The sequence below is a fragment of the Klebsiella sp. TF21-TM genome (assembly GCF_019753495.1).
GTDB classification, from domain to species: Bacteria; Pseudomonadota; Gammaproteobacteria; order Enterobacterales; family Enterobacteriaceae; genus Klebsiella; species Klebsiella quasipneumoniae.
Map to the genome: position 1 here is coordinate 69,516 of NZ_JAIJYL010000004.1, position 13,190 is coordinate 82,705.

Sequence of the window (13,190 nt, forward strand, 5' to 3'; positions counted from 1 at the left end):
AGGACAGGATATGAGTACGACTGAGAGCATTGCATCCAGCCAGACAAGCCTTTCGTCCTGGCGTAAATCCGACACCACCTGGACCCTGGGCCTGTTTGGCACCGCCATCGGCGCCGGGGTGCTGTTTTTCCCCATCCGCGCCGGCTTCGGCGGGCTGATCCCGATCCTGGTGATGCTGGTGCTGGCCTATCCCATCGCCTTCTATTGCCACCGGGCGCTGGCGCGGCTGTGCCTGTCGGGGGCTAACCCCTCCGGCAATATCACCGAAACGGTGGAAGAGCATTTTGGCAAAACCGGCGGGGTGGTGATCACCTTTCTGTACTTCTTCGCCATCTGCCCGCTGCTGTGGATTTATGGCGTGACGATCACCAATACCTTCATGACCTTCTGGGAGAACCAGCTGCAGATGCCGGCCCTCAACCGCGGAGTGGTGGCGCTGCTCCTGCTGCTGCTGATGGCGTTTGTCATCTGGTTTGGCAAAGACCTGATGGTCAAGGTGATGAGCTATCTGGTGTGGCCGTTTATCGCCAGCCTGGTGGTGATCTCCCTGTCTCTGATCCCTTACTGGAATAGCGCGGTGATTGATCAGGTGAACCTCAGCGATATCGCCTTAACCGGTCACGACGGCATTCTGGTGACAGTGTGGCTGGGCATCTCCATTATGGTGTTCTCCTTTAACTTCTCGCCGATCGTCTCCTCGTTTGTGGTCTCCAAACGCGAAGAGTATGAAGCGCAGTTTGGCCGGGAGTATACCGAACACAAATGCTCGCAGATCATCTCCCGGGCCAGCATGCTGATGGTGGCGGTGGTGATGTTCTTCGCCTTCAGCTGCCTGTTTACCCTCTCGCCGCAGAACATGGCGGACGCCAAGGCGCAGAATATCCCGGTGCTCTCCTATCTGGCGAACCACTTTGCCTCGATGTCGGGCGCCAAATCCACCTTTGCCACCCTGCTGGAGTATGGCGCGTCGATCATCGCCCTGGTGGCCATCTTCAAATCGTTCTTCGGCCACTATCTCGGCACCCTCGAGGGGCTGAACGGTTTGATCCTGCGCTTCGGCTATAAAGGGGATAAAACCCGGGTCTCCAGCGGCAAGCTCAATACCCTGAGCATGGTGTTCATCATGGGCTCGACCTGGGTGGTGGCCTATGCCAACCCCAATATCCTCGACCTGATTGAGGCCATGGGCGCGCCCATTATCGCCTCGCTGCTGTGCCTGCTGCCGATGTACGCCATTCGTAAAGCGCCTTCGCTGGCCAAATACCGTGGCCGTCTCGATAACCTCTTTGTGACCGCCATTGGTCTGCTGACCATCCTCAATATCGTTTACAAACTGTTCTAATCCGGCTCAGGCCACGCGGAGTACAACATGACTGAATTTCCGGTAGTGCTGGTGATCAACTGCGGCTCGTCGTCGATCAAATTTTCCGTACTGGACGCCGCCAGCTGCGACTGCCTGCTCAACGGCGTAGCCGAGGGCATCAACGCGGACCAGGCGTCTCTCTCGCTCAACGGCGGCGAGCCGGTGGCGCTGGCGCCGCGCGGCTACGAAGGCGCCCTGCAGGCGATTGCCGGGGCATTAGCCCAACGCGATCTTATCGACAGCGTGGCCCTGATTGGCCACCGCGTCGCCCACGGCGGCGACCTCTTCACCGAGTCGGTCATTATCAGCGAGGAGGTTATCGACAATATTCGCCAGGTATCGTCCCTGGCCCCGCTGCATAACTACGCCAGCCTTAGCGGCATCGCCTCGGCGCAGCGGCTGTTCCCGGGGGTCATGCAGGTGGCGGTCTTTGATACCAGCTTTCACCAGACCCTGGCCCCGGAAGCCTTTCTCTATGGCCTGCCGTGGGAGTATTACCAGAACCTCGGGGTGCGCCGCTATGGCTTCCACGGCACCTCCCACCGCTATGTCTCCCGGCGCGCCCTGGCGCTGCTCGGGTTGCCGGAGCAGGAGAGCGGCCTGGTGATCGCCCACCTGGGCAATGGCGCCTCGATCTGCGCGGTGCGCAACGGCCGCAGCGTGGACACCTCGATGGGGATGACGCCCCTGGAGGGGCTGATGATGGGCACCCGCAGCGGCGATGTCGACTTCGGCGCCATGGCGTGGATTGCCGCGGAAACCCGGCAGACCCTCAGCGACCTGGAGCGGGTGGCCAACACCGCTTCCGGCCTGCTGGGGATCTCCGGCCTTTCCTCTGACCTGCGGGTACTGGAGCAGGCCTGGCATGAGGGCCATGCCCGCGCCCGCCTGGCGATCAAAACCTTCGTCCATCGCATCGTCCGCCATATCGCCGGCCACGCCGCCGCGCTGCAGCGTCTCGACGGGATTATTTTCACCGGCGGGATTGGCGAAAACTCGGTGCTGATCCGTCGGCTGGTGAGCGAGCGGCTGGCGGTCTTTGGCCTTGAGATGGACGCGGCCCGCAACCAGCAGCCTAATTCGGCCGGCGAGCGCCTGATCTCCGCCGACGGCAGCCGGGTGCGCTGCGCGGTTATCCCCACCAATGAAGAGCGCATGATTGCCCTCGATGCGATCCGCTTAGGCCGGATCCACACCGCGGCGGCGCTGGCCTGATTTTTTATTCTGTAGAGAGACGATGTTCATGAAAGTAGATATCGACACCCACGACGCACGATACGCCGACGCCTGGCAGGGCTTTCGCGGTACGGCGTGGCAAACGCAGATTAACGTTCGCGACTTTATTCAGCATAACTACACCCCTTACGAGGGCGACGAGTCCTTCCTCGCCGACGCGACGCCGGCCACCACCGCCCTCTGGGAGCAGGTGATGGCCGGGATCCGCGTCGAGAACGCCACCCATGCGCCGGTGGATTTCGACACCAATGTCGCCACCAGCATCACCGCCCACGCGGCGGGCTATATCAACCAGCCGCTGGAAAAGATCGTCGGCATGCAAACGGACCGGCCGCTGAAGCGCGCCCTGCATCCCTTTGGCGGCATCAATATGATCAAAAGCGCCTTCGAGGCCTATGGCCGCGAAATGGACCCCGATTTTGAGTATCAGTTTACGGCGCTGCGCAAGACCCACAATCAGGGCGTATTTGACGTCTATTCCCCGGATATGCTGCGCTGCCGTAAATCCGGGGTGCTGACCGGGCTGCCGGACGGCTACGGTCGCGGACGGATCATCGGCGATTACCGCCGCGTGGCGCTGTACGGCATTCGCTATCTGGTCCGCGAACGTGAGCTGCAGTTTGCCGACCTGCAGCCGGCCCTTGAACGCGGCGAGGCGCTGGAGTCCACCCTGCGCCTGCGCGAAGAGCTGGCCGAACAGCGGCGCGCGCTGCAGCAGATGCAGGAGATGGCGGCCCGTTACGACTGCGATATCTCCCACCCGGCGCGCACCGCCCGGGAGGCAGTGCAGTGGCTCTACTTCGCCTACCTGGCGGCGGTGAAGTCGCAGAACGGCGGCGCCATGTCGCTGGGACGCACGGCCACCTTCCTTGACATCTATATTGACCGCGATCTGCGCGCCGGTTTACTCAATGAGGAGCAGGCCCAGGAGCTGATTGACCACTTCATCATGAAGATCCGCATGGTGCGTTTCCTGCGTACCCCGGAATTTGACTCGCTGTTCTCCGGGGATCCCATCTGGGCGACGGAAGTCCTGGGCGGTATGGGGCTGGATGGCCGCACCCTGGTCAGTAAAACCACCTTCCGTTATCTGCATACTCTGCACACCATGGGGCCGGCGCCGGAGCCGAACCTGACCGTGCTCTGGTCGCAGGCGCTGCCGGTGGCGTTTAAAAAATACGCCGCCCGGGTCTCTATCGCCACCTCGTCGCTGCAGTATGAGAACGACGATCTGATGCGCAGCGATTTTCACAGCGACGACTACGCCATCGCCTGCTGCGTCAGCCCAATGGTGATCGGCAAGCAGATGCAGTTCTTCGGCGCCCGCGCCAATCTCGCCAAAACGCTGCTCTACGCGATTAACGGCGGGGTGGATGAGAAACTGAAGATCCAGGTGGGGCCAAAAACCGCGCCGCTGCGCGATGAGGTGCTGGACTACGACAGCGTGATGGCCAGCCTCGACCACTTTATGGACTGGCTGGCGGTGCAGTACATCAGCGCGCTGAACATCATCCACTGCATGCATGATAAGTACAGTTACGAAGCGGCGCTGATGGCCCTGCACGACCGCGACGTCTACCGTACGATGGCCTGCGGCATCGCCGGCCTGTCGGTGGCGGCGGATTCGCTGTCGGCGATAAAGTACGCCCGGGTGAAGCCGGTGCGCGACCATCACGGGCTGGCGGTGGACTTTGTCATTGAGGGGGATTATCCGCAATATGGCAACAACGACGATCGCGTCGATGCCATCGCCTGTGACCTGGTGGAGCGCTTTATGCGCAAAATCCAGGCGCTGCCCACCTGGCGCCAGGCGGTGCCGACCCAGTCGATCCTGACCATTACCTCCAACGTGGTGTATGGGCAGAAAACCGGCAACACGCCGGACGGACGTCGGGCGGGGACGCCGTTCGCCCCGGGGGCCAATCCGATGCATGGCCGCGACCGCAAAGGGGCGGTGGCGTCGCTGACCTCGGTGGCGAAACTGCCGTTTACCTACGCCAAAGATGGCATCTCGTACACCTTCTCCATCGTGCCGGCGGCCCTCGGCAAAGCGCCGTCGACGCAGGAAAACAACCTGGTGGGGCTGCTGGACGGCTACTTCCATCACGAGGAGACGGTGGAGGGGGGACAGCACCTCAACGTCAATGTACTGAACCGGGAAAAGCTGCTCGATGCGATAGAACATCCGGAGCAGTATCCGAATCTGACGATCCGCGTCTCCGGCTATGCGGTCCGCTTTAACGCGCTAACCCGCGAGCAGCAGCAGGATGTGATCTCGCGAACGTTCACCAGCCAGCTCTGAGCGGCCGCCGGGCCACAGGGGAGCCCTTAACGGGCTCTCCTGTTATCATCTTCACATTACCGCAACAAAATAATCACCACTGTTGATCATATTCGCATTTTTGCACCACGCTGGCGCGCAGCGACCGCTAACTGCATCTATGTTTAGCTCACGGGCCGGTACGGATACCGCGTTGTCCGGCTCGCCACGTGATGGCAACCGATCTCCTGACCTGAAAGGGAATGCGCCCTTGCCGGATGCGGCACGGGTTGTCGTCGCGTGCGCACCGACCGGGGCGTCCGCTCTCCGGCGCGATCTCTCTACCTGGCGGGATTTTTGCTTCTTCCACCCTGGCCGTCCTGGCGCTGCGCCTGCGTCGGTACCACACGGTAAGTGATATTTTCTGCGTCATTCCATGACGCCAGGCTCTAAATCGCTGAGGAATATCCGAATGTCTTTGAAACTGAAAACAATGACGCTTCATGTTGTGATAGCAGGTTGTATGAGCATGGCCTTTTACGCCCAGGCTGACGTGAAGATCGGCGTCGCCGGGCCCTTCACCGGCCCCAACGCCACCTACGGCGCCCAGTACTGGAAGGGGGCCTCGCAGGCGGTGGCTGATATCAATGCCGCCGGCGGCATCAAAGGCGAAAAGATTGTGCTGGTGCAGGGGGATGACGCGTGCGAACCGAAACAGGCGGTAGCGGTGGCCAACCGGCTGGTGGACGAAGCGAAAGTCTCCGCCGTGGTGGGGCACTTTTGCTCTTCCTCAACGATGCCGGCCTCCGAGGTGTATGACGAAGCCGGGATTCTGACCATTACCCCTGGCTCCACCAATCCGCAGATCACCGAGCGCGGCATGAAGGATCTCTTCCGCATGTGCGGCCGCGACGATCAGCAGGGGGCGATTGCCGCCAACTATATGCTGGACGTGCTGAAGGCGAAGAAAATTGCCGTCATCCACGATAAAGACACCTATGGCCAGGGGCTGGCCGATGCCACCCGCGCGGCGCTGGCGAAGCGGGGCACCAAAGAAGTGTTGTACGAAGGCCTCTCCCGCGGTGAAAAAGACTTTAACGCCCTGGTGACCAAGATCGGCGCCCTCAAGCCGGACGTGGTCTATTTTGGCGGCTGCCACCCTGAGGCGGGCCCGCTGGTGCGCCAGATGCGCGAGCAGGGAGTGCAGGCGAAATTCTTCTCCGGCGACTGTATTGTCACCGAGGAGCTGGTGACGGCCGCCGGTGGGCCGCAGTTCACCAACGGCGTGCTGATGACCTTTGGTCAGGACCCGCGCACCCTCCCGGAAGGCAAAGCGGTGATCGAGAAGTTCCGCGCCAGCGGCTTTGAGCCGGAAGGCTATACCCTCTACGCCTACGCCTCTATTCAGGCTATCGCCGCCGCCTGGAACGCCGTCGGCACCGATAACGCCAAAGCCAGCGACTGGCTGAAGAGCCACGACGTCGAGACGGTGATGGGCAAAAAAGGCTGGGATGGCAAAGGCGACCTCAAGGTGTCGGACTATGTGGTCTATCAGTGGGACGACAAGGGCAAATATCACCAGCTCTGATCGGCTACCACCCAGTAACTATCCGTTGTTTTGATTGGCTAATCGTCTCACGACGGCGGTCGACCGGGTACCGATCCCGGCGGCCGTCGGCCTGGCGGCTGGAGGGGCTATGACGGCGTTTTTTCTGCAACAATTGATCAATGGGCTGACGCTGGGCGCGGTGTACGGCTTAATCGCCATCGGCTACACCATGGTGTATGGGATCATCGGCATGATCAACTTCGCCCACGGCGAGGTGTATATGGTCTCCGCCTACCTGTGCGCCATCGGCCTGGCGCTGCTCTCCTTCTTCGGGATCCATTCGTTTCCGCTGCTGATTTTCGCCACCCTGGTATTCACCATTGTGGTCACCGGCGTGTACGGTTGGGCGATCGAGCGCATCGCTTACCGGCCGCTGCGCAACTCGACGCGCCTGGCGCCGCTGATCTCGGCTATTGGAATGTCGCTGATCCTGCAGAACTATGTTCAGCTGAGCCAGGGGCCAAACCAGCAGGGGATCCCGACGCTGCTCAGCGGCGCGCTGCGTATGACGGTGGGCGATGGGGTAGTGCAGATCACCTGGACCAAGGTGTTTATTCTCGTCGCCGCGCTGGTGGGGATGCTGATCCTGACCTGGATTATCCAGTACACCCGGCTGGGGCGCATCTGCCGCGCCACCCAGCAGGACCGGCGCATGGCGGCGATCCTCGGCATCAATACCGACCGGGTGATCTCCCTGGTGTTTGTCATCGGCGCGGCGATGGCCGGCCTGGCCGGGGTGCTGGTGACCATGAACTACGGCACCTTCGACTTCTACATCGGATTTATTATCGGCATCAAAGCCTTCACCGCCGCGGTGTTGGGCGGGATTGGCTCGCTGCCTGGCGCGATGCTGGGCGGACTGCTGCTCGGGGTGGCCGAGGCGCAGTTCGCCGGAATGGTGAATTCGGATTACAAAGACGTTTTTTCCTTTGCGCTGCTGGTGGCGATCCTGATTTTTCGCCCGCAGGGGCTGCTGGGTCGACCGCTGGTGGCCAAGGTCTGAGGGGGCTCTATGGGTGAACTGACGCGCCAGCCTGCGCGGGATATCAAAAGCGCGCTGATCGACAGCGTGCTGGCCGGTCTTTGCGCGTTAATTGTCTTTGGCCCGATCGTCGGCGTGGTGCTCAAAGGCTATGGCTTTACCCTCGCGCCCGCGCGGGTGGCGATCCTGGTGGCGGTGGTGATGGCCGGCAGACTGGCGCTCAGCCTGCTGCTGCAGAGCCGGCGGGGCAAGGCCTTGGTTGCCCGCTTTGAGGGGGCGGATGACGGGGTGTACGTCCGGCCCCCGGGCTACCGCTCGCGGCTGCGCTGGATAATGCCGCTGCTGGTGGGCCTGGCTATCGCCTTTCCGTTTCTCGCCAGCAAATACCTGCTGACCGTGGCGATCCTCGGGCTGATCTACGTCCTGCTCGGTTTGGGGCTGAATATCGTGGTGGGTCTCGCGGGGCTGCTCGATCTGGGCTATGTGGCGTTCTATGCTATCGGCGCCTACGGCCTGGCGCTGGGCTACCAGTACCTGGGTCTCGGCTTCTGGGCGATGCTGCCGCTGGGGGCGGTGATGGCGGCCCTCGCCGGGGCGTTGCTAGGCTTTCCGGTGCTGCGCATGCACGGCGACTATCTGGCCATCGTCACCCTCGGCTTTGGCGAAATCATTCGCCTGGTGCTTAACAACTGGGTGAGCTTCACCGGCGGCCCCAACGGCGTCCCGGTGCCGTCCCCGACGCTGTTTGGCCTCGAATTTACCCGCCGGGCAAAGGATGGCGGTATCCCTATCCATGAGTTCTTCCACGTCAGTTACAACCCCAACCTGAAATTCATCTTCCTCTACGCTGTGCTGTGCATGGTGGTGATACTGGTGCTGCTGGTGAAGCATCGCCTGACGCGGATGCCCATCGGCCGCGCCTGGGAGGCGCTGCGCGAGGATGAGATCGCCTGTCGGGCGATGGGGCTCAACCATGTGCTGGTCAAGCTCTCGGCGTTCATGCTCGGCGCGTCGACCGCCGGCATCGCCGGAGTGTTCTTCGCCAGCTATCAGGGATTTGTTAATCCGACGTCGTTCACCTTTTTTGAGTCGGCGCTGATCCTGGCGATTGTGGTGCTGGGGGGAATGGGCTCCACCCTTGGGGTGGTGCTGGCGGCGTTTGTCCTGACGGTCACCCCGGAGCTGCTGCGCGGGTTTGACGAATATCGCGTGCTGCTGTTTGGCGTGCTGATGGTGCTGATGATGATCTGGCGGCCGCGCGGCCTGGTGCGCACCAGCCGCAGCGGGGTCGCGTTGCGAAAAGGAGTCGCGCCATGAGCGACAGCATCTTACGCGTTGAGCATTTGATGATGCATTTCGGCGGCATCAAAGCGCTGAATGACGTCAATCTGGAGGTGGAGCGGGGGTCGATCACCGCCCTGATCGGCCCCAACGGCGCGGGCAAAACCACGGTATTTAACTGCCTGACCGGCTTTTACCGGGCGACGGGGGGGAGTATCGTGCTACGGGCGCGGGAAAAGGTCACCGATGTCATTCAGGTGCTGGGGCAAAAGCTTCACCCGGACGATTTCCTCCACCCGGCGCAGCTGGGGCGGCGGATCTATTACAAGATGTTCGGCGGCACCCATCTGGTGAACCGCGCCGGTCTGGCCCGCACCTTCCAGAATATTCGCCTGTTCCGCGAGATGTCGGTGATTGAGAACCTGCTGGTGGCCCAGCATACCCAGGTTAACCGCCATCTGCTGGCCGGGATCCTCAACACCCGCGGCTATCGGCAGGCGGAAAGTCAGGCGCTGGATCGCGCGTTTTACTGGCTGGAGGTGGTGGAGATGGTGGACTGCGCCAACCGTCTGGCGGGAACGCTTTCCTACGGACAGCAGCGGCGGCTGGAGATCGCCCGCGCCATGTGCACCCGTCCGGAGATGATCTGTCTGGACGAGCCGGCGGCCGGACTCAACCCGGTCGAAACCCAGGCGCTGAGCCGGATCATCCGCTTTCTGCGCCAGCAGCACGGCATCACGGTGCTATTGATCGAACATGATATGGGGATGGTGATGGAGATTTCGGATCATATCATCGTCCTCGATCACGGGGACGTCATCGCCCGCGGCGCGCCGCAGGCGATTCAGGCCAACGCCAGCGTGATTGCCGCCTATCTTGGCGCTGAGGAAGAGGAGACGCGCCGATGAGCCAGCCACTGCTTGCCTTTGATGAGGTGGATGTCTTCTACGGGCCGATCCAGGCCCTGAAGCAGGTCTCCCTGACCGTCAACGAGGGGGAGACGGTGGCGCTGATCGGCGCCAACGGCGCGGGTAAATCGACGCTGTTGATGTCGGTCTTCGGGCAGCCGCGTATTGCCGGCGGGGAGATTTTCTATCGCGGGGAGGCGATCAGCCGGAAATCGACCCACTTTATCGCCAGCAACGGCATCGCCCAGGCCCCGGAAGGGCGGCGCATCTTTCCCGATATGACCGTCGAGGAGAATCTGCTGATGGGGACCATTGCCATTGGCAACCGCTATCAGGCCGAGGACAAGGCCCGGATGTACCAGCTGTTCCCCCGGCTGGAAGAGCGGCGGGGACAGCGGGCGATGACCCTCTCCGGCGGCGAACAGCAGATGCTGGCCATCGCCAGGGCGCTGATGAGCCGGCCGCGCCTGCTGCTGCTGGATGAGCCGAGCCTGGGACTGGCGCCGCTGGTGGTGAAGCAGATATTTCAGATCCTGCGCGAGCTGACGGCCCAGGGGATGACGCTGTTTCTGGTGGAGCAGAACGCCCGCCATGCCCTCAACCTGTCGGACCGCGCCTACGTGATGGTGAACGGCCAGATCCGCCTGAGCGGTAGCGGCCAGGCGCTGCTCAACGACCCGGAGGTGCGTAAGGCGTATCTGGGGATCAGCGGCTGAGAGGGTTAATCCCGCGGTTGGTTACGGGTTTTAATGTGCTGCCAGAAACGTTCGGCGGCCTGGTTAAGCCGCGAGCCGGAGCGGTAGAGCCAGGCGCCGATCGGCAGCGACAGGCTCTCATCGAGGATCGTCAGTCGGCCTTCGTCCAGCTCGCGCTGAATGGAGTACTGCGGCAACCAGCCCACGCCGTCGCCATTGAGGATCATGCGCTTGAGCAGTTCGCTCATGGAAGAGACAAAGGTGAGGGAGAAGGTGATCTCCGGCGTGCGGTCGATGACCTGGTTCACCTGGCGCCCCATATAGCTGTCGTTGGCGTATTTCATCAGCGGCAGCACGCCGCGATGTAAATGAAACAGCGGCCGGCCATGTTCGTCGCAGGGGGAGACCAGGTGCAGGTAAGAATCAAAAATTTTATGATTAATAAACGGATAGTTCATTAATTCTTCATTATAGAAGGAGAGGATAAAATCGCTTTTACCCTCTTTCAGGTTAAATACGGCGTCGTTGACGTTAATCGATTCAACATGAAAAGTCTTATTTTTACGGTCGGTGTAACCGGCGATAATTTCCGGCAGCAATAACACCGACAGCGAAGGGGCGGCGTCGATTCTTATTTTCTGCGTGGTGTTATTTAAACCTTTAATTCGGCTGATCTGAAAATCCATGTCGTCGAGCATATTTCGCGCATAGCCGACAAAAATTTTCCCGCGGTTGGTCAACTGCAGGGGGTTGGCGCTGCGGTCGAAGATGCTGAATCCGAGGGAAGCCTCCAGCGACTGGATGCGTCGGCTGAACGAGGACTGGGAGATATTGCGGGCTTTGGCCGCCAGGGTAAAGCTGCGTGACTCCTCGAGAGCAATCACATCATACAGCCATTTAACTTCCAGATTTGCCAACACCGATCCAGTCCTCAAAAACGCAATAAAGGCTATGCAATTTTAGCATAGCGCATAGAAACTATGCAATTAACATAATTATCGACAGGTGTTAACATTTTTTGGAAAGTTGAGATTTATGAATGCGTATCGGCGACCCTACATGAGCACGATATGAAATCGCGACTCACGGTTATTTATTGCTTTATTTCATTACCCAGGATTTATCTTATTAAATAGCTGGCGACGATGACGAAAGCAATGAATAACCCAGGCCTCTTACCTTAAATAGTTTGTCAGGAGTTCCATGTCACAACAAATTGAATCAGTAAAAATGGCTCTGCAGGAGCTGGGGATTAATGCAAGCGGCGAATTGTTTTACAACCCTGATTACGATTTGCTTATTGCACATGAAACCGCTCCTGAGCTGACCGGCGCGGCCCGCGGCGTAATGACCGACTCTGGCGCTGTGGCAGTGGATACCGGCATCTTCACCGGCCGCTCGCCGCGCGATAAATATATCGTCAGAGACGAGCAGACGCGCGACACCGTATGGTGGGCTGACTCCGGCCTCGGCCGCAATGACAATAAGCCGTTATCGCCAGAAGTGTGGCGCAGCCTGAAAAGCCTGGTCGTAGGCCAGCTGAGCGGCAAAAAACTGTACATCATCGACGCCTGGTGCGGCGCCAGCCCGGACACCCGCCTTGGCGTGCGCTTCGTCACCGAGGTGGCGTGGCAGGCCCACTTTGTCAAAAACATGTTTATCGTGCCGAGCGCCGACGAGCTGGCCAGCTTTACCCCGGACTTCGTGGTGCTCAACGGCGCCGGCTGCACCAATGCCAACTGGCAGGCGCAGGGCATGAACTCCGAGAACTTCGTCGCCTTTAACCTGAGCGAGCGTATTCAGCTCATCGGCGGCACCTGGTACGGCGGCGAAATGAAAAAAGGGCTGTTCTCGGTCATGAACTACCTGCTGCCGCAGAAAGGCATCGCGTCGATGCACTGCTCGGCCAACCGCGGCGAAGCAGGGGACGTCGCGCTGTTCTTCGGCCTCTCCGGTACCGGCAAAACCACGTTGTCCACCGATCCGCATCGTCAACTGATTGGCGATGACGAGCACGGCTGGGACGATGACGGGGTGTTTAACTTCGAAGGCGGCTGCTACGCCAAGACCATCAATCTCGACCCGCAGGCGGAGCCGGAGATTTATGGCGCCATCCGCCGCAATGCGCTGCTGGAAAACGTGGTGGTGCGCGCCGACGGCAGCGTGGATTACGCCGACGGCAGCAAAACCGAGAACACCCGCGTCTCCTATCCGCTGTCGCATATCGACAATATCGTCAAGCCGGTGTCCCGGGCGGGCCATCCGTCGAAGGTGATTTTCCTTGCCGCAGACGCGTTTGGCGTCCTGCCGCCGGTCTCCCGTCTGACCACCGAGCAGATGCAGTACCATTTCCTGTCGGGCTTCACCTCGAAGCTGGCGGGCACCGAGCGCGGCATTACCCAGCCGACGCCGACCTTCTCCGCCTGCTACGGCGCGGCGTTCCTGCTGCTTCACCCGACCCAGTACGCCAGCGTACTGGCGGCGAAGATGGCGGAATCCGGTGCTGAAGCCTGGCTGGTCAACACCGGCTGGAACGGCGAGGGCAAACGCCTGTCGCTGCGCGATACCCGCAGCATCATCAGCGCGATCCTCAATGGCACCACCGGCCCGCTGCGCGATGAAGCGATCCCGGTGTTCAATCTTGCGATCCCGCAGAGCATTCCGGGCGTCGACAGCGCAGTGCTGGATCCGCGTAATGGCTGGAGCTCAGCGGATAAGTGGCAGGAGAAGGCGGAGAGTCTGGCTCAGCTGTTTATGGATAACTTTAAGCAGTACAGCGATACCGAAGCGGGCGCGCGTCTGGCGCTGGCCGGTCCGCAGCTGCAGAATAGCGCGGTCGAAGCCTGATCCGCGGCC

Annotated in this window: 11 protein-coding genes; 9 read left to right on the forward strand and 2 right to left on the reverse strand. The window is 60.9% G+C overall.

Features of this window, described 5'->3' with window-relative positions; genetic code table 11:
- Nucleotides 1-10 precede the first annotated feature (10 nt).
- The 3 genes from tdcC to pflB are packed head-to-tail and all read left to right on the forward strand — an operon-like array spanning nt 11 to nt 4,901.
- Nucleotides 11-1,342, forward strand: coding sequence for a threonine/serine transporter TdcC (tdcC, locus tag K5R89_RS05220; protein ID WP_032453337.1), 1,332 nt, complete (start codon nt 11-13; stop codon nt 1,340-1,342).
- Nucleotides 1,343-1,369: 27 nt separating this feature from the next.
- On the forward strand, nt 1,370-2,578 hold the full coding sequence (gene tdcD, locus K5R89_RS05225; protein ID WP_050533790.1) for a propionate kinase: 1,209 nt from the start codon (nt 1,370-1,372) through the stop codon (nt 2,576-2,578).
- Nucleotides 2,579-2,606: 28 nt separating this feature from the next.
- Nucleotides 2,607-4,901 carry a formate C-acetyltransferase gene (gene pflB, locus K5R89_RS05230; protein WP_101989388.1) on the forward strand — a complete coding sequence of 765 codons (2,295 nt, stop codon included), beginning with the start codon at nt 2,607-2,609 and terminating at the stop codon, nt 4,899-4,901.
- Nucleotides 4,902-4,952: 51 nt separating this feature from the next.
- On the opposite strand, the gene K5R89_RS05235 is transcribed toward pflB, so the two are convergent.
- Nucleotides 4,953-5,099, reverse strand: a complete 147-nt coding sequence (locus K5R89_RS05235; RefSeq protein ID WP_004225356.1) for a hypothetical protein — start codon at nt 5,097-5,099, stop codon at nt 4,953-4,955.
- Nucleotides 5,100-5,388: 289 nt separating this feature from the next.
- Between K5R89_RS05235 and K5R89_RS05240 the strand changes: the two genes are divergently transcribed.
- The 5 genes from K5R89_RS05240 (at nt 5,389) to K5R89_RS05260 (ending at nt 10,355) form a co-directional block, all read left to right on the forward strand.
- Nucleotides 5,389-6,447, forward strand: coding sequence for a branched-chain amino acid ABC transporter substrate-binding protein (locus tag K5R89_RS05240; protein ID WP_075206763.1), 1,059 nt, complete (start codon nt 5,389-5,391; stop codon nt 6,445-6,447).
- 109 nt (nt 6,448-6,556) lie between these two features.
- Nucleotides 6,557-7,471 carry a branched-chain amino acid ABC transporter permease gene (locus K5R89_RS05245; RefSeq protein ID WP_023290184.1) on the forward strand — a complete coding sequence of 305 codons (915 nt, stop codon included), beginning with the start codon at nt 6,557-6,559 and terminating at the stop codon, nt 7,469-7,471.
- Nucleotides 7,472-7,480: 9 nt separating this feature from the next.
- The gene (gene livM, locus K5R89_RS05250) at nt 7,481-8,767 is read left to right on the forward strand and encodes a high-affinity branched-chain amino acid ABC transporter permease LivM (protein ID WP_023290183.1); all 1,287 of its coding nucleotides are present in this window, start codon (nt 7,481-7,483) and stop codon (nt 8,765-8,767) included.
- Complete coding sequence (locus tag K5R89_RS05255) at nt 8,764-9,639, forward strand: ABC transporter ATP-binding protein (RefSeq protein WP_044523916.1); 876 nt, start codon at nt 8,764-8,766, stop codon at nt 9,637-9,639. Before livM ends, K5R89_RS05255 begins: the two co-directional genes overlap by 4 nt.
- Nucleotides 9,636-10,355 carry an ABC transporter ATP-binding protein gene (locus tag K5R89_RS05260; protein WP_023290181.1) on the forward strand — a complete coding sequence of 240 codons (720 nt, stop codon included), beginning with the start codon at nt 9,636-9,638 and terminating at the stop codon, nt 10,353-10,355. The genes K5R89_RS05255 and K5R89_RS05260 overlap by 4 nt, the downstream gene beginning before the upstream one ends.
- Nucleotides 10,356-10,360: 5 nt before the next feature.
- Here K5R89_RS05260 and K5R89_RS05265 read toward each other — a convergent pair whose 3' ends face one another.
- Nucleotides 10,361-11,254, reverse strand: coding sequence for a LysR substrate-binding domain-containing protein (locus K5R89_RS05265; protein WP_023290180.1), 894 nt, complete (start codon nt 11,252-11,254; stop codon nt 10,361-10,363).
- A gap of 283 nt (nt 11,255-11,537) precedes the next feature.
- On the opposite strand from K5R89_RS05265, the gene pckA reads away from it, so the two are divergent.
- Nucleotides 11,538-13,181, forward strand: coding sequence for a phosphoenolpyruvate carboxykinase (ATP) (pckA, locus tag K5R89_RS05270; protein WP_101989389.1), 1,644 nt, complete (start codon nt 11,538-11,540; stop codon nt 13,179-13,181).
- The last annotated feature ends 9 nt before the right edge of the window (nt 13,182-13,190 follow it).

What these genes read in the sequence shown, in the direction of transcription:
- tdcC (WP_032453337.1), top strand. Translation starts at nt 11, where the DNA reads ATGAGTACGACTGAGAGCATTGCATCCAGCCAGACAAGCCTTTCGTCC.
- tdcD (WP_050533790.1), top strand. Translation starts at nt 1,370, where the DNA reads ATGACTGAATTTCCGGTAGTGCTGGTGATCAACTGCGGCTCGTCGTCG.
- pflB (WP_101989388.1), top strand. Translation starts at nt 2,607, where the DNA reads ATGAAAGTAGATATCGACACCCACGACGCACGATACGCCGACGCCTGG.
- K5R89_RS05240 (WP_075206763.1), top strand. Translation starts at nt 5,389, where the DNA reads ATGGCCTTTTACGCCCAGGCTGACGTGAAGATCGGCGTCGCCGGGCCC.
- K5R89_RS05245 (WP_023290184.1), top strand. Translation starts at nt 6,557, where the DNA reads ATGACGGCGTTTTTTCTGCAACAATTGATCAATGGGCTGACGCTGGGC.
- livM (WP_023290183.1), top strand. Translation starts at nt 7,481, where the DNA reads ATGGGTGAACTGACGCGCCAGCCTGCGCGGGATATCAAAAGCGCGCTG.
- K5R89_RS05255 (WP_044523916.1), top strand. Translation starts at nt 8,764, where the DNA reads ATGAGCGACAGCATCTTACGCGTTGAGCATTTGATGATGCATTTCGGC.
- K5R89_RS05260 (WP_023290181.1), top strand. Translation starts at nt 9,636, where the DNA reads ATGAGCCAGCCACTGCTTGCCTTTGATGAGGTGGATGTCTTCTACGGG.
- pckA (WP_101989389.1), top strand. Translation starts at nt 11,538, where the DNA reads ATGTCACAACAAATTGAATCAGTAAAAATGGCTCTGCAGGAGCTGGGG.